Here is a 21,000-nt window from a genome sequence, read left to right as displayed (position 1 = left end):
CCCCGAACACGAGAATCGCCCACCCGATCGGATCGGGTGGGCGATTCTCGCAGTGCTCTTGTTCCTCAGTCCCTCTGGACGCCGAGCGAGATGCCGCGGGAGGCGAGCCAGGGGAGGGGGTCGATCTTGTCGGAGCCGTTGAGCCAGACCTCGAAGTGGCAGTGCGGGCCGGTGGAGAACCCGCGATTGCCGATCGTGGCGATCTGATCGCCGGCCATGACGCGCTGGCCCTGGGAGACGGTGGCGGTGTCGATGTGGCCGTAGATGGTCACGGTGCCGTCGTCGTGCAGGAGGCGGACCCACATGCCGAAACCCGAAGCGGGACCGGCCTCGAGGACCGTGCCGTCGGCCACCGCGTAGAGCGGGGTGCCGATCGGGGCGGCCACGTCGACGCCGGTGTGCTGCACACCCCAGCGGCTGCCGAAGCCGGAGGTGTAATTGCCCGCCGCGAAGAACTTGGCGAAGATCGGGCGCAGCTTGGCGGCCTCGGCCTCGGCCAGATCCGCGGCGTACTGCGCACCCTTGGCGAGAATGTCGTTGAACTGATTCAGGTCGGCGGGCGATCCGGCGCCGAGCACCTGGGGGGAACCGCTGGCGGCCTCGATCACGCCGCCGTCCAGGGTCTCGTTGGAGGAAACCTCCCGAACCTGCGCGGCCGCTTGGTAATCCACCGTGTCGGCGACGGGGGTGGTCACCGACTCCATGCCGGCCTGACCCGCGGCCACGACCGCACCGGCGGCCACGGCCACCACGGCGGCACGGCCCTTGAGCGCGGCGGGCGGGGCGGGCAGGCGATGCGCGCCGGCCGCGCGACGGCGGCCACCGGCGCGGGTGGGCCGGGCGGCGGCGGAATCGTCCTCGGACTCTTGCTGATCGACGCGCGCGCCGTCACCGGAGAATTCGAGGCGGGCGCCGGAGGCGGTGCGGAAGCTGTAGACCGGGCGGTGTTCACCGGAGGGGGCCGGGTCGGCGTCGTCCCAAGTGCCGTGTCCCTGTGCGCCCCAGTCATTCGCGTCGGGGGCGTTCCAGCCGTCGGCGGTCGCACCGCCGTGCCAGTCGGAATTCTGCTCGTCCCAGGCGGGCTGCTCGGCGGCGCCGGAGTTCCACGCGGACTGCTCGTTCCACGCCGCGGCGTTCTCCCAGCGCGGCTGCGCGTTCCAATCGGACTGGGCGGCCTGCCAATCGGGCTGTGGCTGCCGATCGGCGGCCTCGCCCCAACTCTCGGCGGCGTTCCAGGCGTCGGCGCCCGCGTTCCAGTCGTTCGCACCGGCGTTCCAGTCTCCGGCGGGGGCGGCCCAGGACTCCCTGGATCCCCAATCACCGTGCGAGACCTGCGTGTTCGCGGGCTGCGGAGCTTCGAAGGCGTTGTCGCTGTCGTCGCGGTATCGATGGCCGTGTTTGGCCCGATGTCGCGTGGCGAAGGAATCGGCGCTCATCGGCGCTGGTCCGGGATGTGCCGCGATGCTGACGGAGTGCCTGCGGAGCGGAGCTCTACCTGCGGAGCGTTGTGCTTCGTCAAGCCTGCCGTCCTCCTGTCGTGACCGGGTTGTGACATCGACCGCATCGACGGTAACGAAACGATTGCGGGTCAGCAAGCGATGGACATGGTTCGACGCACCGGTGTGACATTCATCACTCTAGAGGCCGGAATTTCCTCACTGTGCTCGGGGTAACCCAGTGAGCCATCGCCACTACGTTTTGTAGTAGCCGATACCGGTCTCCGGGATTCGCGGGTCCTACCTGGCGGACCGTCAACAAGCTACCGGCGAGTAGCAATTTCGTGCGGTTTTGCGGGAGCGGAGACAGCACCGTGACCTGCGCCACTTAGGCTGTATGCGGCTGATTTCGGCTCCGTTCGACTGATTAGAGTCCGACCCGACCCACTGGCCTCGAGCGATCTGCAAGCAGTCGCTAGGGCCGACCGCGGGACGCCAACACAGACGTTGTCACCACAACGCAGACGAGACGGTGAGTACATGGATCTCTTCGAATATCAGGCGAAGGAACTCTTCGTGAAGCACGGAGTGCCTTCGTCGGAGGGCCGCGTCGCGGACACGGCCGAGGAAGCGCGTGCGATCGCCGAAGAAATCGGCAAGCCGGTCATGATCAAGTCCCAGGTCAAGGTCGGCGGCCGCGGCAAGGCCGGTGGCGTGAAGTACGCCGCCACCGCCGACGACGCGTTCACCCACGCGACCAACATCCTGGGCCTGGACATCAAGGGTCACATCACCAAGAAGGTCCTGGTCGCCGAGGCCAAGGACATCGCGGAGGAGTACTACATCTCCTTCCTGCTCGATCGTTCCAACCGCAGCTACCTGGCCATGTGCTCGGTCGAGGGCGGCATGGAGATCGAAGAGGTCGCGGCCAACACCCCCGATCGTCTGGCCAAGGTCGCCGTCGACGCCGTCAAGGGTGTCGACCTGGCCTTCGCCCGTTCCATCGCCGAGCAGGGCCACCTGCCCGCCGACGTGCTCGACGCCGCGGCCGTGACCATCCAGAAGCTGTGGGAGGTCTTCATCGGTGAAGACGCCACCCTGGTCGAGGTCAACCCGCTGGTGCGCACCCCCGACAACGAGATCCTGGCCCTGGACGGCAAGGTCACCCTCGACGAGAACGCCGAGTTCCGCCACGCGGACCACGCGGCCTTCGCCGACATCGAGGCCACCGACCCGCTCGAGCTCAAGGCCAAGGAGAACGACCTCAACTACGTCAAGCTCGACGGTGAGGTCGGCATCATCGGCAACGGCGCCGGTCTGGTCATGTCGACCCTGGACGTGGTCGCGTACGCCGGTGAGAACCACAACGGCGTGAAGCCGGCCAACTTCCTCGACATCGGTGGCGGCGCCTCGGCTGCCGTCATGGCCGCCGGTCTCGACGTCATCCTGGGCGACGCCCAGGTCAAGTCCGTGTTCGTGAACGTCTTCGGCGGCATCACCGCCTGTGACGCGGTCGCGAACGGCATCGTGGGCGCGCTGGAGACCCTGGGCGCCGAGGCCAACAAGCCGCTGGTCGTCCGTCTCGACGGCAACAAGGTCGAGGAGGGTCGCAAGATCCTCGCCGACTTCAACCACCCCCTGGTCACCCTCGCCCAGACCATGGACGAAGGCGCCGACAAGGCCGCCGAGCTGGCTGCGGCCAAGTAAAGGACACGAACCAACATGTCGATCTTCCTGAACAAGGACAACAAGGTCATCGTCCAGGGCATCACCGGCGGCGAGGGCACCAAGCACACCGCGCTGATGCTGAAGGCGGGCACCAACGTCGTCGGCGGCGTCAACGCCCGCAAGGCCGGCACCACCGTGTCGCACGTGGACAAGGACGGCAACGCCGTCGAGCTGCCGGTCTTCGCGACCGTCGCCGAGGCCATGGAGAAGACCGGGGCCGACACCTCGATCGCCTTCGTGCCGCCCGCCTTCTCCAAGGACGCCATCATCGAGGCCATCGACGCGGAGATCCCGCTGCTCGTGGTCATCACCGAGGGCATCCCCGTGCAGGACTCCGCGTACGCGTGGGCCTACAACGTGGAGAAGGGCACCAAGACCCGCATCATCGGCCCGAACTGCCCCGGCATCATCACCCCGGGTGAGTCGCTGGTCGGCATCACCCCGGCCACCATCGCGGGCAAGGGCCCGATCGGCCTGGTCTCCAAGTCCGGCACCCTGACCTACCAGATGATGTTCGAGCTGCGGGACTTCGGTTTCTCCACCGCCATCGGCATCGGCGGCGACCCGGTCATCGGCACCACCCACATCGACGCCATCGAGGCGTTCGAGAAGGATCCCGAGACCAAGCTCATCGTCATGATCGGCGAGATCGGCGGCGACGCCGAAGAGCGTGCGGCGGCCTACATCCAGGCCAACGTCACCAAGCCGGTCGTCGGCTACGTCGCGGGCTTCACCGCTCCCGAGGGCAAGACCATGGGCCACGCCGGCGCCATCGTCTCCGACGGCGCGGGCACCGCGCAGGGCAAGAAGGAGGCCCTCGAGGCCGCCGGCGTCAAGGTCGGCAAGACGCCGTCCGAGACCGCCGCCCTGGCGCGCGAAATCCTGGAGAAGGCTTCCATCACCGCCTGATCCCCGGATCGCACGAAGGCCGCCTTCCCCGGACGGGGAAGGCGGCCTTCGCCGTTCGGGCGGGCCGGGTTCGCCGCGGAAAATTCGGATATTGCGGGCGGGCCGCGCGGCACTACGTGATGACCCTCGTCGTCGAGTGCAGTAGCGTCGGTAGGAGTTCGTGAACGACTCGATAGGAGCGACGACATGTCATACCCGACCGGGGGCTCGGGATACAACGGGCCCGCGCCGACGCCTTCCAACGCACCCGGCTACGGCTCGCAGCCCACGGGCGGTCCCGCAGCAGGGTCGAGTACGACGGCGGCTTCGGCCAAGGGCCTGCCTTTCTTCCTGACCGTGGGCGTCATCGCCCTCGGCGCCATCAACTTCCTGCTCGGCCTGCTGGATTTCGCGAAGGTGGACAAGTCCGCTCTCGCCGACTCCAGTGAGAACGACGCCTTCGGTGGCGGTCTGCTCAGCGCCGGCGGCTCGGCGCCGGTGGCGCTGCTGCTGCTGGCCGCGGTCATCGCCGGATTCTCGTTGCTGCCCAAGCAGACCAAGCAGACCGGCATCGTCGCCGCCGTGTCGGTGACCGGCTTCCTGACGCTGCTGTTCCAGGTGTTCACGCTGTCGAGCTTCCTGGATCCGGCCGGCGCCGCCTGGGCACTGCTCGTGCTGGCGCTGGTGCAGGCGGCCGTGGCCGTGCTCGCGCTGCTCTTCGAGCTCGGCGTGATCAAGCCGCCGGCCCCGAAACCGGCTGCGCCGCAGGGCTTCGGCGGTCAGCCCGGCTTCGGCCAGGGTGGCGGCTACGGTCAGCAGGGTTACGGTCAGCAGCCGGGCCAGCAGAGCTACGGTCAGCAGCCGGGTCAGCAGTTCGGCCAGCCCGCCCAGCAGGGTCAGCAGCCGGGCTACGGCACCGGCCCGCAGTACCAGCAGCAGGGGTACAGCCAGCAGCCCGCCGGATACGGCACCGGTTCGCAGCCGACCTACGGGCAGCCGCCGGCCTACGGCCAGCAGCCGGGTCAGCAGAGCTACGGCCAGCCGGGCCAGCAGTTCGGCCAGCCCGCGGGCAGCGCCGACGCCACCCAGCACTTCGGCGGCGCGAATCCCCGTCCGGCGCAGCCCTTCGGCGGCGAGCAGAACGCCGATCCGGCCGCGGACGCCACCCGCGCGTTCCGCCCGGGCCAGGACGACAAGTAGTCCGCTCGGAATTAGTACGCACAACGGCCCCCGGGGAAACCCGGGGGCCGTTGCCGTTTCGGCCAGGGGGAGTCTCGCGATGCGATTCCCGCGCCCGCCGGGCCGATCAGGAGTCGCGTCGCCCGGGCTGATCGGACGCAACCCGATGGAAGTGTCCGGCCGGGTGGACGAGGGCTGCACGTGGCCGACCCGAACAGGGCGTCGACGAGACCGGGACGCAGCCCGCGCGCGGCGTGTCCGGCTTGTTCGTGATCCGGGTTGGTTGTCGCCGGTCAGGCACCGGCCGGGCGGGCGTGACCCGGGCCGTCGGGGCGGGTGGCGGCGGGGCGCGGGGGACCGTGTGTGGGGACTCGCCGGGGGCGAACCACTCGGCGCGCCTGAGTGTTCAGCGTGTCCGAAGCTGCCACGCTGGTTTTCCATGAGTGCTCCGAGAACTACCCTGGCTCGGGTGACCGATGAGGATGTGCGGGCTGTGCCGCGTGGTTCGGTCCGGCCGGGTGGGGGTTTCGGGGGCGGGTTCGGCTCGCTGACCCCGGAACGGGCCAGGGTGCTGTTGATCGTCGCGACGCGCGCCTCGAGCGTGACGCTGCTGATCATCTTCGGGCTGGTGTTCGGGACGCTGGCGGCCGCGGGCAGCGGCTACTCGGGGGCCTCGGGCGCCATCGCCGCGAGCTGGCTCGCGGTGCATCAGGTTCCCCTGACGATCGGCAAGACCGCGATCGGGCTGTGGCCGCTGCTGCCGACCGGATTCCTGCTGTGGCTGGCCGCGCGCGACTGCGCGAGCGCCGCCGAGCAGTACGCCGGTTCGGACGATCGCGACGAGAATCGGTGTACCCCGGTCGATCTGGCCTGGATCGCCGGCGCCGCTGTCGGCGGGCCGCTGCTGATCACCGCGATCTGCCTGGCGGTGGCCGACGACGCGGCGGCCGTGGTGCCGCTGCAACCGCCGAACACCCTGTCCGCCTTCGGCTGGGTGATCGGCCTGCACCTGCTGGCCGTGCTGTTCGGGGTGGGCGCGCGGCACTGGCGCGATTTCGCGGAGTTGGCCCCGATTCCGGTGCCGCCCTGGGTGGTTCCGGGCGTGCTCGCGGGCTTCCGCGCGGCGTGGCGGCTGGCGGCGGTGGCGGGGGTGATCGCGCTGGTCTCGTTCCTCGTGCACTTCTCCTCGATCGGCGACACCTACGCCACGGCCGGAAACTTCGTGGGCGTACTGGGTTTGACGCTGTTGTCGCTGGCGTATCTGCCCAACGCGATCATCGACACGGTCAGCGTGCTGCTGGGCGGTCAGCTCACCATCGGCCCGGGTTCGCTGAGCCTGTTCGGCATCGAAGGCGCGCCGGTTCCGGCGGTGCCGCTGGCCGCGGCCGTGCCGACGGGGCCGGCGGCGGGCTGGTGGTTCGCACTGCTGCTGGCCCCGGCGGCGGTCGCCGTGCTGTGCGGCGTGGATTGTGCTCGCACCAGCGATGATCGGGCCGCCGCGCCCTGGGCCACGCTCACCGCGGCAGGGGTAGTCGCGGCGCTGTTCACCCTGGTGGCGCTGCCCGCGGGCGGCGAGCTGGGTACCTTCGGCCGGCTCGGGCCGAGTACCGGACTGTCGGCGGCGCTGGCTCTGGCCTGGTTCGCGGCCGGCGGCTACCTGGGCCTGTTCGGCGCGCGCTGGTTCGCGGTACCGGCGGCGAGCGCGGTGGCCGCGGCGGGAGCGGCGGTCTACGACGACTACGACACGGCCGAGTACGACGACGCCGAGTACGAGGACGACTACTACGACGAGTCCGAGTACGACGACGAGGACGACCGGTACGACGACGACGAGTACTACGACGACTACGGGACCGGGCGCGACACCGACGAGATCGACGGCGAACTGGTCGACGAACCGCTCGCGCTCGATATCGAACCCGAGGCCGAATCCGAGGAGAACGCCGACATCGTCGACGCGGAAGTGGTAGAGGGAGACCTGCCGGACAAGTCGTAGGTGGGCGGTCGTTAGGCTCTGGGGTGGCGGTCCCGCCCCCGCCGTCTCCATTTCCACCCCCGACACAGGGAGTAGTGCGCTGAGTTCCACGCCCGCCCAGCTGCTACCGCCGTCCGCGCCCGCGACCGTCGTCGTGCTCGCCTCCGGCACCGGCTCGCTATTGCGTTCACTGCTCGAAGCGACGCGGGAGCCGGGCTATCCGGCCCGGATCGTCGCCGTCGGCGTGGATCGCGACTGCGCCGCAGCCGCGCACGCCGAGGAATTCGACGTCTCCTCGTTCATGGTCGAGCCGGGTGATTTCGAGAATCGCGCGCAGTGGGATCAGGCGCTGACCGAGATCGTCGACGCCTTCCGACCGGACCTCGTGGTCTCCGCCGGATTCATGCGGATCCTGGGACCGGCCTTCCTGGCGCGGTTCGGCGGCCGCGTCCTGAACACCCACCCCGCGCTGCTGCCCGCCTTCCCGGGCGCGCACGGGGTGCGGGACGCACTGGCCTACGGGGTGCGGGTCACCGGTTCCACCGTGCACCTGGTCGATGCCGGGGTCGACACCGGGCCGATTCTCGCGCAGGAGCCCGTGCCGGTGCTGCCCTCCGACGACGAGGGCTCCCTGCACGAACGCATCAAGATCGTGGAGCGGCGGCTGCTGGCGGAGGTCGTCGCCGCCGTCGCGAACCGAGGCATTGTCTCCGATGGACGAAAGGCAGTTATCCCAGATGAGGTTCTCCGGTGAGTGAGCGCAAGCCCATCAAGCGGGCGCTCGTGAGCGTCTACGACAAGACCGGCCTGATCGAGCTGGCCACCGGTCTGCACCAGGCCGGCGTGGAGCTGGTCTCGACCGGTTCGACCGCGGGCAAGATCGCCGAAGCCGGCATCCCGGTCACCAAGGTGGAAGACCTGACCGGTTTTCCGGAGACCCTGGACGGGCGGGTCAAGACCCTGCACCCGCGCGTGCACGCCGGCATCCTGGCCGACACCCGCAAGAACGAGCACGTCGATCAGCTCGTCGAGCTCGGCGTCGAGGCGTTCCAGCTCGTCGTGGTGAACCTGTACCCGTTCACCCAGACCGTGGCCGCGGGCGCGAGCATCGACGAGAGCGTCGAGCAGATCGACATCGGCGGGCCGTCCATGGTGCGCGCCGCCGCCAAGAACCACCCGTCGGTCGCCGTGGTGGTGGACACCGCCGCGTACGACCGCGTGCTGAAGGCGGTGCAGGACGGCGGTTTCACCTTCGCCGAGCGAACCGCGCTGGCGGCCAAGGCTTTCCAGCACACCGCGTCCTACGACGTGGCGGTGGCCAGCTGGATGACCAGCGTGGCCGCGCCGTCCGCGGCCGCCGAGGACTCCGAAGCCGAAGCGCCGCAGCGCTTCCCGGAGTGGATCGGCGCAACCTGGATTCGGGACGACGTGCTGCGCTACGGCGAGAACCCGCATCAGGGCGCGGCGGTATACGGCGCCGAGGCGGGTCCGGCCGGCCTGGCGCAGGCCACGCAGTTGCACGGCAAGGAAATGTCGTTCAACAACTACACCGACGCCGACGCGGCCTGGCGCGCCGCCTTCGATTTCGAGGCGCCCGCCGTCGCGGTCATCAAGCACGCCAACCCCTGTGGCATCGCGGTCGGCGCGGATATCGCCGAGGCGCACCGCCGGGCGCACGCCACCGATCCGGTGAGCGCGTACGGCGGCGTGATCGCGGCCAACCGCGAGGTGAGCGTGGAGATGGCCGAACAGGTCGCCGAGATCTTCACCGAGGTCATCGTGGCCCCGGCCTACGCGCCCGGCGCGGTGGAAGTGTTGCAGCGCAAGAAGAACGTGCGCGTGCTGGTCGCTGTCCCGCCGCAGCGGCAGGGTCCGGAACTGCGCCCGATCAGCGGCGGCGTGCTGCTGCAGGAGCGCGACGTGCTCGACGCCGAGGGCGACGACCCGGCCAACTGGACCCTCGCGGCCGGCGCTCCCGCCGATGCCGCCACCCTGGCCGACCTCGAATTCGCCTGGCGCGCTTGCCGCGCGGTGAAGTCCAACGCCATTCTGCTGGCGAACGACGGCGCGGCCGTCGGCGTGGGTATGGGGCAGGTCAATCGTGTCGACTCGTGCAAGCTGGCGGTCGACCGGGCGGGGGAGCGGGCCGCGGGCTCGGTCGCCGCGTCCGACGCGTTCTTCCCCTTCTCCGACGGCCCGGAGATCCTGGTCGCGGCGGGCGTGCGCGCGATCGTGCAGCCGGGCGGTTCGATTCGCGACAGCGACACCGTCGAACTGTGCCGGGCGGCCGGGGTGACCCTCTACCTGACGGGTGCACGGCACTTCGCGCACTGAGTATTCCGGTTCCGGGCCGCGCGTGCGCGTTGCGGCCCGGGGCCATTCGAGGCCGGTTGCGATTCGTCATGGCGATTCGCAACCGGCTCTTCGTTTTTCGGGGCCCGGTGCGGTCCGGTCGCCGTAACTACTTGACGCTGAGGACGGTTCGATCGCCCAGCGGGGACTTCAGCTCCAGGTCCAGGCTGCCGAACACCATGATCATGGTGCACATCTTGCCGACAGCGTCGGGGCGGGTGCCCGAACGCAAAGCCACAGTGACTGTTTTGTCGGTTTCGGTGACGGTGGCGTCCACCCCGTAGCACTCGGGTGCGCCGGTCTGGAAGTTGACCGAGATCTTGTTGCCGTCCAAGCGGGTCCAGCTGTCGAACTCCAGGGGATGCGGGTTCACGATGGCCGGGTCGGCGGTGAACGGCCGGCCGATCTGGCCGGGCGTGGCCTCGACCGGAGTGCCGAGCCCCGCACTCGTGGTGACGCCGGACTGCGGACTGTCGTCGGAGCTTTCGGTGTTCCCGCAGGCCGCGACGCCGAGGCAGAGCAGCCCGGCGGCGGCGGAGGCGAGGAGGCGGCGTCCCCAATTCCCGTACATGAGCGCCAGCCTAACGGTCCGACCGGTCGGGGCGGATGTGACCGGGTGGCGAATATCCAGCGACAGTGAGCCAAATTATCCGATGACTCGGCGCGTATTCTCTGCGCGGTTCGTCGGGATAGCAGTAGCCTCGATGGCAGATGTGCGAATGCACTTACGCGCCATCGACTTATCTCATGATCTCCTCCTCCCGAAAGGACATGCCGTGGGCGACGCATTGAAGGTTGGCGAAGAACTTGGTCTCGGTCAGTCGCTCAAGGGCGGCGCATACTCGCTGACCCTGCAAGAAGACGGCAACCTGGTGCTGACGGAGCCGGACGGCAATGTCGTCTGGGCCACGGGCACCAACGGCAAGGGTGTCAAGCGCGCGGCGCTGCAGGCCGACGGCAACTTCGTGCTCTACAAGGACGACGGCGCCGAGTGGTCCACCGAGACCAACGGCAAGTCCGTGGATCGCCTCGTGGTGCAGCCCGACCGCAACGTCGTGCTCTACGGCGCCGACGGCGCCGTCTGGTCCACCGGCACCAACACCGACAACCCCATCGTGGTCGAAGAGGAGACGGTCGCCGCCGCGGTCGACACCCCGCCGCCGGCCGAGGCCCCGCCCGCCGCCCGCACCCACACCGTCGCCCCCGGCGAGACCCTGTGGGCCATCGCGGAGCAGTACTACGGCGACGGCAACCGCTACGGCGACATCGCCGCAGCCAGCGGCATCGACAACCCGGACCTCATCAACCCCGGCCAGGTCCTGACCATCCCGTAAGGCGCACGCCCCACGGATATCCCGACGGCCCCGGTGCTCCCGCACCGGGGCCGTCGCGCGATCGGGGTGGCTGGGCGCGGTCCCCTCACGCACTTGTGGTGCGGCACAGCCCATCCGCGCCTCGCTCGGGCACCCGTATCGGGCCCCGCCGTCTACCTCTTCTGCATACACAGCGCCCCTGATGCGAATGCATCAGGGGCGCTTGTTATTTCCCTGCAAAGGGGCACGAGCCCTACCGGCTCGTGAACGGCAGCAATGCCATCTCGCGTGCGTTCTTCACCGCGATGGCGACCTGCCGCTGCTGCTGCGGGGTCAGGCCCGTCACGCGGCGGCTGCGGATCTTGCCGCGGTCGGAGATGAACGTGCGGAGCAGGTTCACGTCCTTGTAGTCGACGTATTCCACGCCGGCGGCGATGAGGGGATTCTTCTTGGGCTTGCGGCCCTGTTCGGCGCGAACCTTCTTCGAGGGTGCTCGCTTCACTGCCATGTCAGCGGTTCCTTCTCACGAGATCTTCGGTTTACCAGCTCGATTTGCGTACACCGGGCAGTTCACCCCGGTGAGCCATCTCTCGCACCCGAATCCGCGAGAGACCGAACTTCCGAAGGTGACCACGCGGGCGACCGTCCGCGGCGTCCCGATTGCGCAAGCGTACCGGACTGGCATCGCGCGGCAGCCGCCCCAGGGCGGACTGCGCGGCCGCCTTCTCCTCCGGGGAGAAGGACGGCTTGCGGATGATCTCCTTGAGCTCCGCGCGCCGCTCGGCGTAGCGCGCGACGATCTCTTTGCGCACTTCGTTTTTCATGATCTTCGACTTCTTGGCCATGTCAGCGGCCCTCGCGGAAGTCGACATGCCTGCGCACGACGGGGTCGTATTTGCGCAGCGTCAGGCGATCCGGGTCGTTGCGCTTGTTCTTGCGGGTGACGTAGGTGTACCCGGTTCCGGCCGTGGAGACGAGTTTGACGATGGGCCGGAGTTCGGTCGATTTCGATGCCATCTGGTTTCCTGTCAGATCTTCTGGCCTGCGGCGCGCAGCCGGGCCACGACCGCTTCGATGCCGTCGCGGTCGATGGTTTTGATGCCCTTGGCGGAGAGGGTCAGCGTGACGCGCCGGCCCTCGCTGGGCAGGAAGTAGGTCTTGCGCTGGATGTTGGGATCCCAGCGCCGGTTGGTTCGCACGTGTGAGTGCGAGACGGACTTGCCGAAGCCCGGCTTACGCCCGGTGACCTGGCAGATGGCCGACATGGTCGCTCCCTTCGCGTCATACTGCCCCGGTTCTACATGCAGATGACAATCGTTTTCGACAACGGGTTTATTCCAATGTACGCTGAGCCCTCGGTAAATGAAAATCGTTGTCGAAAGGGGTACGGCGGTGTCCGATACCGGAGCCAGCGGCGGCCAGCCCGCCCAGTCCGAGCGCGCGGGCCGCACGCCCGTGCTCGTGATCGCGGGGCTGCCCGGCCGCGCCGCGGACGGCGTGCACAGGGCCGCCCGGGCGCTGGGCGCCGAGCCCGGCACCATCGTGGTCCGCCACGACCTGAGCGAACTGCACGAGGGCGTGGTGCGCCGTATCGTCCGGCTGAACGGTCGCGAGGACGTCTCGGTGCTCGAACTCGCGCACGGCTGCGTCTCGTGCACGCTGCGCAAGGACCTGCTGCCGTACCTGTGCCTGCTCGCCGCCCGCGACTCGGTGCGCCGCATCGTGCTGGCGCTGGATCCGGCCTTCGAGGCCGAGGCGGTGTGCCAGGCCATCCGGCACGTCGTGGTCAGCGACGTGGTGGGCCGGGTCGACGGCCCGGCCGGGCGCAGCGTGCGCATCGAATCGGTGCTCACCTGCCTGGACGCGGCGGACTGGCTCGCCGACGCCACCGGTGACGACACCCTGGCCGAACGCGGCCACGCCACCGCCGACGACGATCGCACCGTGGCTCAGCTCGCGGTCGGCCAGGTCGAATTCGCCGATGCCCTACTGGCTTTCGACGGCGGGGTGGATCCGGTGGACCGGCTGCGCACGGCCGCGGTGCTGGCCCGCCTGGCTCCGCTGGCGCCGGTGCGGTGGCTGCCCGACCCCGCCGCGCTGGACGCGCGGGAATCGTCGGGCATGCTGCGCGCCGACGCGCTCTACGGTCTGCTGGACCGGGTTCCGGCCACCGCGCGCCGCGGTCACGCCTTCGATCCGCACGCCGCGCTGCTGCGCGGTGAGCCGCCGCTGGAACCGGACTGCGGGGTGGAGCTGCTCGAGTTCGGCACCGATCGGCCTTTCCACCCCGAACGCCTGCACACGGCCATCGACGTCCTGCTCGAGGGCGTGGTGAGCGCACGCGGGCGGGTCTGGCTCGCGACCCAGCCGGACGAGGTGGTCTGGCTGGAGTCCGCGGGTGGCGGCCTGCGGGTGGGCGGCGCCGGAAAGTGGCTGGCCGCCATGACTTCCGAGGAGATCGAACAGGTCGATCCCGAGCGTCGCATCATGGCCTCGATGCGCTGGCACGAGCATTTCGGCGACCGGCACACCGCGCTGGTGATCCTGGTGCACGAGGCCGAGGCCGACGAGATCCGGCACGCCCTGCACTGGGCGCTGGTCGACGAGGACGAGCTGCGGCAGGTGCGCTTCGCGCCGGAACGGGTGGCCGCCTGGGCGGACCCGTTCGGAGATCAGCACGAGGAGCCGTGCGACACAACCAGATCCACGCCGGTCTCCGGCGACGGCGGTTCCCGCCAGAACGAAAGGTGAAGTGATGAAAACAGGAATCCATCCCGACTACCACCCGGTGGTCTTCGAGGACTCGGGCACCGGAAAGCGTTTCATCACGCGTTCCACCGTCACCTCGGATCGCACCGTGGAATGGGAAGACGGACAGACCTATCCGCTGATCGTGGTCGACGTGACCTCCGATTCGCACCCGTTCTGGACCGGCGCGCAGCGCCTGCTCGACACCGCGGGCCGGGTCGAGAAGTTCGAGCGTCGTTACGGCAAGCGGGTGCGCGGCGGCGACACCGGTAAGGAGAGCTGACATGGCGGTTCCGAAGCGGCGGATGTCGCGATCCAATACCCGCAGCCGGCGCTCGCAGTGGAAGGCCACCCTGCCGGATCTGGTGCCGGTCACCGTTGCCGGTGTGGTGCACCGGGTTCCGCGCCGGTTGGTGCGCGCGGTGACGCTCGGCCTGGTGAACCCCGCCGATCTCTGAGCCGGGCACGCCGCGGATGCGCCCGGCGGACTTTGTCCGAGAGGATCTAAAAAGTCTTCTCAAAGTTGTGAATCCGTGCTCTTGCGACGGTATTCTCATGGCCGAGGGCGGGTTCTTCTGGTGACAGAAGAACCCGCTCATCGCCACTTTCGGGGGAGTTCGAGCACGGCGGTCGCCGTAGAAATACCGGCGAAGAAGTCAATTCGACTGACAATTACCGGCATCCGCCCGGCACTCAGTCGATCTGGCCGGGAGTGGCCGAAATTCGATCCTTCGAATCGCCGTTTTGTCTGTTCGGTCCGCTTTGTGGACCGTCGCCCCAGCCCGGCAGCGGCAGATCCGGCAGCAACTGCTCCAGTCTGGCCAATTGTTCGGCCACCACGGTCGCCGGCCCTTCCAGGAGGGAGAACGGGAACGGCCAGTGATGCCCGGACATCCGCTCCACCTCCTCGGAGAGTTCGGCGGTGGTGGCCTCCAGTTCACTGATCTCGGTTCGCAATTCGTCGATCCGGGTGAGCGCCGCGGCCAGGGCGTCGACCACCGTGCGGTGATTGCCCTGCGGGTCGTCGCCCAATTGCGGCCAGCCCGCCAGTCCGGGCCCGCGCAACTGGGTCTGGATGTCGCGCAGAATTTGGTCCTGTTCGGGCGTCAAGTCCTGTTCCTCCTGTTCGAAATCCCACTGACCGAAGTCGATTCGGTCGGTCTCGTTCACATCGCACTGCACGCCGTTGACATAGACCTGCTCCCCGGTCTGCAACAGCTGCGCCCGCGGCTCGCGATTGCTCCCCGACCAGGCCACCGTCTGCCAGGCCCAATCGGCGACCCCGGCGTCCAGGGCCCGCGTCACCGGCCAATACCCGCCGTATATACCGACATTCGCGCCGCCGAGCACGGTCGCGGCGCCTTCGAGATAGGCGTTGATGGCCCCCTGCTGCTGCGGGGTCGCATCGAAATCGGCGGAGAAGTAGATGGGCCGGTCCGGTCGGCCGCCGCAGCGCAGCACCTGCGCCAGGGCGGTGCGCGCGTCGGTGACGCCCGCGCCGTAGCCGTCCAGCATGCGCGCCGCGGTGGTCTCCCAGTTCGAGACGATCGAGACACCGTGCGCGCGTAGGTCTTCGGCCTCGGCCGGGGTGAGCAGCTTGCCCGGCAGCGACGGCCCGCCGCTGGAGAGATAGCGGACGACGAAGTCGAACCCGGCCGCGCGAATGGCGCTCGCGCCGGGCCGACCCGCGGCGTAATCCAGCCCGAAACGCATGACACTCATCGTAATTCGGGGGACGCGCCGACGATACGGCAATCCCGAAGTCCGTCCGGAACGCGACGCTCGTCCCGTCGGCGCCGGCCACCCGGTCCGCGCCGCATTCCCGCCGCGTTCGGCGGCCCGGACACGGGTCGGGCCGGGTCGCTGCCCGCGACCCGGCCCGGAAGTTGTTGTGCGCCGCGATGAATCAGTGCGGCAGCACGCCATGGATCAGTGCGGCAGCACGCTGCGCGGTCCCGACTGGCTCGAGGCCACGGCCAGCGACGGGCTGTGCGCGAGATCCGGATCCACGGTCGCGGACTGCTGCCGGGCCTCACGCCGGTCCGGCGCGACCAGGATCGCGGTGATCGGAATGGCCAGCGACAGTGAGCCGATGATGAAGAACGGCACGAAGAAGTTGAACAGCTCGTCGCCCGGCGGCGGTACGGCCGCCGGGTCCAGATGCGCGGTCACTCCGGTCAGCCCGGCGTAGTGCATGCCGGTCACCATGATCGCGTAGGCCAGAGACCCGGCCATCAGCACCGGCACCGACTGCGCCCACAGCATGAACCACAGCAGCAGCCCGGACATCAGCGCGGCGATGACGTACACCGCGATGATCGACACCAGCCCGCGATCGATGGTGCCGCGCACCCGGATGGCCGACAGCAGCAGCAGGTGTACGGTCCCGAGCCCGGCGGCCATGACCAGCGCACCGAGCGTGATCCGCCACCAGCTCAGGGTCTTGCCCGCGATCACCAGCGCCGCGAACACCACGAAGCCGGACAGCGCCGAGAACAGCGTGGTCAGGGTGGTGTCGTAGCGGATCTGACCGCCCTTGACCTCGAACCCGAGCATGGAGACGAACACCGACAGCGCCACGCCGACGCCGCCGATGGAGCTGGCCGCGACGAACAGCCACACCAGGCGGAACCGCGCCGTCACCGACTTGGTGGACTGGCGAATACACGCCAGGCCACAGGCGGCACCGGCGACCGACACGATCAGTGTCAGGCCGATCACCCAGTAGCCCATAGAGAAATAGATCACCCTGAACCCCTGCTTTCGTATCTCTCCGCGCGCTGATCGCTAGCCGCGGCGAGCAGTTTCGCGTTGCGCCGCCATCAGACGTTCGATGGCGTACTCGGTGACGGCGGCCAGTGATCGCCGGACCTCGCCCGGGTCGCGGGCGTCGATGTCGACGATCGGAACGCCTTCGCGGACGCTGAGCGCCTCGCGCAGTTCGGCGACCGGGAAACGGGGGGCGTCCGGGAAGCGGTTCACCGCGATGAGGAAGGGCAGCGATTTGGCTTCGAAGAAGTCGACCGCCGCGAAGCTGTCCTCGATCCGGCGGGTGTCGACCAGCACCACGGCTCCGATGGCGCCCTTGATGAGGTCGTCCCACATGAACCAGAAGCGGCGCTGCCCGGGCGTGCCGAACAGGTAGAGCACCAGATTGCCGGGCAGGATGATGCGCCCGAAATCCATGGCCACGGTGGTGGTTTCCTTGCCGGGCGTGGCGGCGAGGTCGTCCACCCCGTCCGACACGGCGGTCACCATGGCCTCGGTGCGAAGGGGCACGATCTCCGAGACCGCGCCGACGAATGTGGTTTTGCCCGCGCCGAAACCGCCCGCGACCACGATCTTGGTCGACGCGACGGTCCGGAACTCCTCGCCCGGACGGGGCGGATACTGCTGCGCTACACCCGGGTTCGCGCCCGGAAACTGTGGTCCGCCATTGGGGTACTGGGGCGCACCGCCGTTGTAGCTCCCGCCGTCAAAGGGCGCGGAGTCCATGCAGGGTCCTCTCCATCAAAGATCGGCGCTCGTCGTAGGTCGCCTGGTCGCTCAGAGTCGAATGCACGCGGAGGGTCCCGGCGACGACGAGATCGCCGATCACGACCCGGATCATGCCCAGTGGCCGCTGCAGGTGCGCCGCGATCTCGGCGACCGAGAGCCGGGCCGTGCCCAACCGCAGGATCTCGGTTCGAATGTCACCGGCGGGCCAATCGAAATGGGCTGTGAAGGACAGTGTTTCCACGACCGCCTCGAGCGGCAGATCCACTGCCGGTTCGGTGCGGCCGGAGGTCAATGCGTACGGGCGGACACGGCTGGTGGGCCGAGCGCCGCCGCCCCCGTTTGAAATTGTCATGGTCGACCCATCACGCAGTGCGGGCCGTGGCCTGCACCACGGATCCGACCCGGTCCACCAGCAGTGCCATCTCGTAGCCGATGCGGCCGATGTCGTGCTGCTTGTTGGCCAGTACCGCGAGATGCGAGCCGTTGCCGACGCTCATGACGAGCAGGTAGCCGCGCTGCATCTCGACGATGGACTGCATGACCTTGCCGCCGTCGAACAGCTGCGCCGCACCCGCGGACAGACTGGCCAGACCGGCGGTGACGGCCGCGAGCTGCTCGCCGCGATCGGAGGGCAGATGCGGGCTGGTCGCCTGCAGCAGACCGTCGGCCGAGACCAGCACGGCGTGCGAGACGCCCGGCACCTCTCGGGTGAAGCGGGTGACCAGCCAGTTCAGATTCTCATCGGTCTGGGTGCGCTGGGTGTCGGTCATGCATGCCCTCCGTCGTTGTACTGCGAGTCGGCTCGCCCGGAGCGGACGCCGCTGAGATGCCTGGTCAGGCTGTTGCGGATCTCGTCGGGGTTACGCGCGCCGCCCTCGTCCTCTTGCGCCGCGGCGCCGGGCACCAGCTGTGCGCCGGGCCGCCGGATCGGCAGACCACCCTGGGTCTTGGAGCTGCTGGTGGGGTTCGCGGCCTCTTCCGCCGCGGCCCAGCCGGCATCGGCGTTGGATGACCATTCGGTGCTCATCGGGGACTGCCCGCCCGCAGCGGGCTCGACCAGCCACTCCGAGACCATCCGCTGGTAGATCGGACTGCCGCCGCCGTTGCCCCCACCGGCACTACCGATGGGCTTGCGGTCCGCCGCGGGGTTGCCCGCGGTGAGAGTGCCGCCGGGGTTCGCGACCGTGTTCGCACCATTGCCACCTGCTCCGACGCTGTTCGCGCCATTGCCGTTGGATCCGTTGCTCTTGCCGTTGGCGCCGTTCGCATTGGCGCCGTTGCCAATACCCGCGCCGTTCTTGCCGTTGGCGTCGGCTCCCGCGGGAGCGGGCTCGGGCGCATTGCCGAAACCGCTGTAATCACTGGAGAAGAAGCCGCCGTCGTTGTCCGCGGGACCGCTGCCGCTGCCGCCGCCGAAACCGCCGCCTGCGCCACCGAAACCGCCGGTACCGCCGCCGCCGAAGCCGCCGGGTGCACCGAAACCGCTGCCGCCGGCGGAGACCGGCTGTACCGGTTCGGGCCGCTGCGGCGCCTCGGGCGCGGGCGCCTCACCCCAGAAATCGACCTGCCGGGCCTGCGGCGCCACCGGTTCGGGCCGCTGGGCCGCGAAGGCGTCGGAGAAGCTGTCCTGGGACGGCTCGGCCGGGTAGCCACCGCCGAACACCGGCTGTTCACCGGTGTCGAGGCCGGGCGTGCGGCGTTGCGGCAGACCGGTACTGGTCACCCCGAAGCGCGCGGGCGGATCGGCCGGCGGATTCGGGACCGGCGTGAGCCGCGGCGGGGTGATGACCGGCTGCGGTGCCGAGATCGGCGCGAACGGCGTGGCCGGGGCCAGTGGCGGCACCGGGGTCAGCGCCGCCGGAGCGGAGGCCATGACCAGCGGCGCGCCGTGCTGCGGCGCGACCGGCAGCGCGGCGGTCACCGGGAACTGCCCGGTGTCGCTGCCGTTGTTGCGCTCGGGAGCGGGCGAGACCAGGGTGCCCGGCAGGTGCACGCTGGCGGTGATGCCCGGCTGCTGCACCATGGCCGAGGTCCGGCGCAGGCTCACGGTGATGTTGTGGCGCTTGGCCAGTCGGCCGACCACGAACAGGCCCATGCGGCGTGCGGTCTCGACGTTGACCTCGCCGCCGGAGGCGAGGCGATCGTTGATGGACTGCAGGTCTTCGGCATTCATGCCCAGGCCGCGGTCGGTGATCTCGATGAGGTAGCCCCCGTCCACGGCGCGTGCCACCGAGACCGCCACGGGCGTGGACGGCGGCGAATACCGCAGTGCGTTGTCGATGAGCTCGGCCAGCAGATGTTCGATGTCGACCGCGGGTTCGCCCGCGACGATGCCGTCGGGCACGGTGCCGATCTCGACGCGCTGGTAGTCCTCCACCTGCGAGACCGAGGACCACAGCATGTCCGAGAGCGGAACCGGCGCGAGGTGGCCGCGGCGCAGCGCCGTTCCGGCCAGCACCAGCAGGTTGTCACCGTTGCGGCGCATGCGCGTCGCGAGGTGGTCGAGGCGGAACAGGCTCTGCAGCCGTTCGGAGTCGTCCTCGTCGCGCTCGAGTTCCTCGATCAGGCTGAGCTGCTGCTCCACCAGCGATTGGCTACGCCGCGAGAGGGTTTCGAACATGTTGCCGATCTGCAGTCGCAGCCGGGCCTGTTCGGCGGCCAGGTGCAGCGCCTGGGTGTGGATGTCGTCGACGGCTCGGGCGAGCTGGCCGATCTCCTCGGTGGTGTGCACGTCGACCGGGGTGATCTCGGGGATCGCGCCGCCCGAGCGCACGACGTCGAGCTCGGCGGGCAGGTCGATGTGCGCGACCTGCAGGGCGTCCCGGCGCAGGCGGCGCACGGGGACGACCAGGGTGCGCGCCACGACCAGCGCGAGCGCCAGGCCCGCGAGCAGCATCCCGATGACGACGGATGTGTCACGCAGCACCGTGTTGCGGGCTTCGGTGGTGAGCTCGGCGAGCTTGTTGGTCAGCGCGGCCTCGATGGCCTCGCTCTCCAGCCGGTAGGCCTCGATGCTGGTGGCGATGGAGGCCTGCATGGGCGGCAGACTCGCCGGGTCCGGCGCGCCGGACGCGAGGATGCCGATGCGCGCGCCCGCGGCGTCCTTGAGCGTGGCGTAGTTCTGCGCCTCGGTCGGCAGGATGCCCTTGTACACCTCGATCATGGTGATCTCGGCGCCGATCGCGGTGAGCAGCCGGATCTTCATCGCCGGGTTGGTGTCGATCGTGGGGTCGATCAGCAGGGTGCGCTCCTGCGTGAGCAGGCGGGTCGAGGTCATGACCGTACCCAGCTGCAGGAACAGCTGCTGCACTCGCAGATCGCTGAGCGACTGCGAATTGGTCAGCGCGCCCTGGATCTTGGCGGACACCGCCGAAGCCTGCTCGGCGACGGTCGCGACCGAGCCGTTGCGCAGACTGTTGCGCATGGTCTTGCCGATCGCGATGGCCTCGTTCATCCCCTGGATGACGTCGGCCTCGACCTTGGACGCGCGCAGCAGCGTCTCGAGATCGGCAACCGTCTGATCGAATTTCATCGTCGCGGTGTCCAGCGCCGCGTCGCGGTCGGGGTTGCCCCAACCGGAGATTGCGGAAATCGCGAGTTCCTGTGTGGCGCTCTCGTACCTGATTGTGGGGCCCATGACGGCGGCCTGTTCGGAACCGGCGCTCAGGTTGTTGATCGTCTGCAGCTCCGAGTTGATGCGCAGGACCGCGAAGGTCGACGCGAGCAACACCGGGAGCACCAGGACGATGCCGACCTTGCGTGTGACGGGCCAGTTGGACAGGCTGAATTGCCAGGACCGGGGTGTCGCTTCCATCCCGCTTCCGTCGCCTCCGCTTTCAAGAGTTGACCCCGGGTCTTATGCGGTTGTACGGCGTTGGGGCCT

Annotated in this window: 22 protein-coding genes; 10 read left to right on the top strand and 12 right to left on the bottom strand. The window is 69.2% G+C overall.

Annotated features, from left to right (window positions below; all coding sequences use genetic code 11):
• Positions 1-65: 65 nt before the first annotated feature.
• The gene (locus ABZ319_RS06450) at positions 66-1,436 is read right to left on the bottom strand and encodes a peptidoglycan DD-metalloendopeptidase family protein (RefSeq protein WP_354985286.1); all 1,371 of its coding nucleotides are present in this window, start codon (positions 1,434-1,436) and stop codon (positions 66-68) included.
• 540 nt (positions 1,437-1,976) lie between these two features.
• Between ABZ319_RS06450 and sucC the strand changes: the two genes are divergently transcribed.
• From sucC to purH, 6 genes are all read left to right on the top strand, one after another.
• Entirely contained in the window at positions 1,977-3,143 is a 1,167-nt protein-coding gene (gene sucC, locus ABZ319_RS06445; protein ID WP_354985285.1) for an ADP-forming succinate--CoA ligase subunit beta, read from the top strand.
• A 15-nt stretch (positions 3,144-3,158) separates the two neighbouring features.
• The gene (gene sucD / locus ABZ319_RS06440) at positions 3,159-4,073 is read left to right on the top strand and encodes a succinate--CoA ligase subunit alpha (protein ID WP_354985284.1); all 915 of its coding nucleotides are present in this window, start codon (positions 3,159-3,161) and stop codon (positions 4,071-4,073) included.
• Positions 4,074-4,259: 186 nt separating this feature from the next.
• Positions 4,260-5,252: a DUF5336 domain-containing protein gene (locus tag ABZ319_RS06435; RefSeq protein ID WP_354985283.1), complete on the top strand. Its 993-nt coding sequence runs from the start codon at positions 4,260-4,262 to the stop codon at positions 5,250-5,252.
• A 448-nt stretch (positions 5,253-5,700) separates the two neighbouring features.
• On the top strand, positions 5,701-7,227 hold the full coding sequence (locus ABZ319_RS06430; protein ID WP_354985282.1) for a DUF6350 family protein: 1,527 nt from the start codon (positions 5,701-5,703) through the stop codon (positions 7,225-7,227).
• A 79-nt stretch (positions 7,228-7,306) separates the two neighbouring features.
• On the top strand, positions 7,307-7,960 hold the full coding sequence (purN, locus tag ABZ319_RS06425) for a phosphoribosylglycinamide formyltransferase (RefSeq protein ID WP_354985300.1): 654 nt from the start codon (positions 7,307-7,309) through the stop codon (positions 7,958-7,960).
• Positions 7,957-9,540, top strand: coding sequence for a bifunctional phosphoribosylaminoimidazolecarboxamide formyltransferase/IMP cyclohydrolase (gene purH, locus ABZ319_RS06420; RefSeq protein WP_354985281.1), 1,584 nt, complete (start codon positions 7,957-7,959; stop codon positions 9,538-9,540). Before purN ends, purH begins: the two co-directional genes overlap by 4 nt.
• 127 nt (positions 9,541-9,667) lie before the next feature.
• Here the strand turns inward: purH and ABZ319_RS06415 are convergent, their stop codons facing one another.
• Entirely contained in the window at positions 9,668-10,129 is a 462-nt protein-coding gene (locus ABZ319_RS06415) for a hypothetical protein (protein WP_354985280.1), read from the bottom strand.
• 205 nt (positions 10,130-10,334) lie between these two features.
• On the opposite strand from ABZ319_RS06415, the gene ABZ319_RS06410 reads away from it, so the two are divergent.
• A complete protein-coding gene (locus ABZ319_RS06410; RefSeq protein ID WP_354985279.1) occupies positions 10,335-10,892 on the top strand; it encodes a LysM peptidoglycan-binding domain-containing protein in 558 nt (185 codons plus the stop codon).
• 232 nt (positions 10,893-11,124) lie between these two features.
• Here the strand turns inward: ABZ319_RS06410 and rpsR are convergent, their stop codons facing one another.
• From rpsR to rpmB, 4 genes are read right to left on the bottom strand one after another with little or no spacing between them, the layout of a single operon-like run.
• A complete protein-coding gene (gene rpsR / locus ABZ319_RS06405) occupies positions 11,125-11,379 on the bottom strand; it encodes a 30S ribosomal protein S18 (protein ID WP_354985278.1) in 255 nt (84 codons plus the stop codon).
• A 31-nt stretch (positions 11,380-11,410) separates the two neighbouring features.
• Complete coding sequence (gene rpsN / locus ABZ319_RS06400; RefSeq protein ID WP_354985277.1) at positions 11,411-11,716, bottom strand: 30S ribosomal protein S14; 306 nt, start codon at positions 11,714-11,716, stop codon at positions 11,411-11,413.
• 1 nt (position 11,717) lies between these two features.
• Positions 11,718-11,888 (bottom strand): 50S ribosomal protein L33, encoded by a 171-nt coding sequence (rpmG, locus tag ABZ319_RS06395; RefSeq protein ID WP_354985276.1) that lies wholly within the window; start codon positions 11,886-11,888, stop codon positions 11,718-11,720.
• Between the two features lie 11 nt (positions 11,889-11,899).
• Positions 11,900-12,136 (bottom strand): 50S ribosomal protein L28, encoded by a 237-nt coding sequence (gene rpmB / locus ABZ319_RS06390; protein ID WP_354985275.1) that lies wholly within the window; start codon positions 12,134-12,136, stop codon positions 11,900-11,902.
• A 97-nt stretch (positions 12,137-12,233) separates the two neighbouring features.
• Between rpmB and ABZ319_RS06385 the strand changes: the two genes are divergently transcribed.
• Genes ABZ319_RS06385 through rpmF form a run of 3 tightly spaced genes read left to right on the top strand, consistent with a single transcriptional unit; the run spans position 12,234 to position 14,077 of the window.
• Positions 12,234-13,622, top strand: coding sequence for a GTP-binding protein (locus tag ABZ319_RS06385; protein WP_354985274.1), 1,389 nt, complete (start codon positions 12,234-12,236; stop codon positions 13,620-13,622).
• A gap of 4 nt (positions 13,623-13,626) precedes the next feature.
• Positions 13,627-13,902: a type B 50S ribosomal protein L31 gene (locus ABZ319_RS06380; RefSeq protein WP_354985273.1), complete on the top strand. Its 276-nt coding sequence runs from the start codon at positions 13,627-13,629 to the stop codon at positions 13,900-13,902.
• A gap of 1 nt (position 13,903) precedes the next feature.
• Positions 13,904-14,077, top strand: a complete 174-nt coding sequence (gene rpmF, locus ABZ319_RS06375) for a 50S ribosomal protein L32 (RefSeq protein WP_354985272.1) — start codon at positions 13,904-13,906, stop codon at positions 14,075-14,077.
• A 235-nt stretch (positions 14,078-14,312) separates the two neighbouring features.
• On the opposite strand, the gene ABZ319_RS06370 is transcribed toward rpmF, so the two are convergent.
• From ABZ319_RS06370 to ABZ319_RS06345, 6 genes are all read right to left on the bottom strand, one after another.
• Positions 14,313-15,332 (bottom strand): DUF1906 domain-containing protein, encoded by a 1,020-nt coding sequence (locus tag ABZ319_RS06370; protein ID WP_354985271.1) that lies wholly within the window; start codon positions 15,330-15,332, stop codon positions 14,313-14,315.
• Positions 15,333-15,548: 216 nt separating this feature from the next.
• A complete protein-coding gene (locus ABZ319_RS06365) occupies positions 15,549-16,367 on the bottom strand; it encodes an MHYT domain-containing protein (protein WP_354985270.1) in 819 nt (272 codons plus the stop codon).
• A gap of 39 nt (positions 16,368-16,406) precedes the next feature.
• Positions 16,407-17,114 (bottom strand): ATP/GTP-binding protein, encoded by a 708-nt coding sequence (locus ABZ319_RS06360; protein WP_354985269.1) that lies wholly within the window; start codon positions 17,112-17,114, stop codon positions 16,407-16,409.
• Positions 17,095-17,469: a DUF742 domain-containing protein gene (locus ABZ319_RS06355; RefSeq protein WP_354985268.1), complete on the bottom strand. Its 375-nt coding sequence runs from the start codon at positions 17,467-17,469 to the stop codon at positions 17,095-17,097. The genes ABZ319_RS06360 and ABZ319_RS06355 overlap by 20 nt, the downstream gene beginning before the upstream one ends.
• Before the next feature lie 10 nt (positions 17,470-17,479).
• Positions 17,480-17,887 carry a roadblock/LC7 domain-containing protein gene (locus ABZ319_RS06350; protein ID WP_354985267.1) on the bottom strand — a complete coding sequence of 136 codons (408 nt, stop codon included), beginning with the start codon at positions 17,885-17,887 and terminating at the stop codon, positions 17,480-17,482.
• Positions 17,884-20,931: an ATP-binding protein gene (locus tag ABZ319_RS06345; protein ID WP_354985266.1), complete on the bottom strand. Its 3,048-nt coding sequence runs from the start codon at positions 20,929-20,931 to the stop codon at positions 17,884-17,886. The genes ABZ319_RS06350 and ABZ319_RS06345 overlap by 4 nt, the downstream gene beginning before the upstream one ends.
• Positions 20,932-21,000: the final 69 nt, after the last annotated feature.

It is taken from the genome of Nocardia sp. NPDC005978, from assembly GCF_040614455.1.
In the GTDB taxonomy this organism is placed as follows: Bacteria; Actinomycetota; Actinomycetes; order Mycobacteriales; family Mycobacteriaceae; genus Nocardia.
The sequence above is the reverse complement of the archived record's forward strand: the minus strand, read 5'-3'. Positions and strand labels throughout refer to the sequence as shown.

Coding starts and splice junctions, on each gene's coding strand:
- ABZ319_RS06450 (WP_354985286.1), bottom strand. CDS start 1,436: ATGAGCGCCGATTCCTTCGCCACGCGACATCGGGCCAAACACGGCCAT.
- rpmB (WP_354985275.1), bottom strand. CDS start 12,136: ATGTCGGCCATCTGCCAGGTCACCGGGCGTAAGCCGGGCTTCGGCAAG.
- rpmF (WP_354985272.1), top strand. CDS start 13,904: ATGGCGGTTCCGAAGCGGCGGATGTCGCGATCCAATACCCGCAGCCGG.
- ABZ319_RS06350 (WP_354985267.1), bottom strand. CDS start 17,887: ATGACCGACACCCAGCGCACCCAGACCGATGAGAATCTGAACTGGCTG.
- ABZ319_RS06360 (WP_354985269.1), bottom strand. CDS start 17,114: ATGGACTCCGCGCCCTTTGACGGCGGGAGCTACAACGGCGGTGCGCCC.
- rpmG (WP_354985276.1), bottom strand. CDS start 11,888: ATGGCATCGAAATCGACCGAACTCCGGCCCATCGTCAAACTCGTCTCC.
- ABZ319_RS06370 (WP_354985271.1), bottom strand. CDS start 15,332: ATGCGTTTCGGGCTGGATTACGCCGCGGGTCGGCCCGGCGCGAGCGCC.
- rpsR (WP_354985278.1), bottom strand. CDS start 11,379: ATGGCAGTGAAGCGAGCACCCTCGAAGAAGGTTCGCGCCGAACAGGGC.
- ABZ319_RS06435 (WP_354985283.1), top strand. CDS start 4,260: ATGTCATACCCGACCGGGGGCTCGGGATACAACGGGCCCGCGCCGACG.
- ABZ319_RS06345 (WP_354985266.1), bottom strand. CDS start 20,931: ATGGAAGCGACACCCCGGTCCTGGCAATTCAGCCTGTCCAACTGGCCC.
- ABZ319_RS06380 (WP_354985273.1), top strand. CDS start 13,627: ATGAAAACAGGAATCCATCCCGACTACCACCCGGTGGTCTTCGAGGAC.
- rpsN (WP_354985277.1), bottom strand. CDS start 11,716: ATGGCCAAGAAGTCGAAGATCATGAAAAACGAAGTGCGCAAAGAGATC.
- ABZ319_RS06415 (WP_354985280.1), bottom strand. CDS start 10,129: ATGTACGGGAATTGGGGACGCCGCCTCCTCGCCTCCGCCGCCGCCGGG.
- sucD (WP_354985284.1), top strand. CDS start 3,159: ATGTCGATCTTCCTGAACAAGGACAACAAGGTCATCGTCCAGGGCATC.
- sucC (WP_354985285.1), top strand. CDS start 1,977: ATGGATCTCTTCGAATATCAGGCGAAGGAACTCTTCGTGAAGCACGGA.
- ABZ319_RS06355 (WP_354985268.1), bottom strand. CDS start 17,469: ATGACAATTTCAAACGGGGGCGGCGGCGCTCGGCCCACCAGCCGTGTC.
- ABZ319_RS06385 (WP_354985274.1), top strand. CDS start 12,234: ATGAAAATCGTTGTCGAAAGGGGTACGGCGGTGTCCGATACCGGAGCC.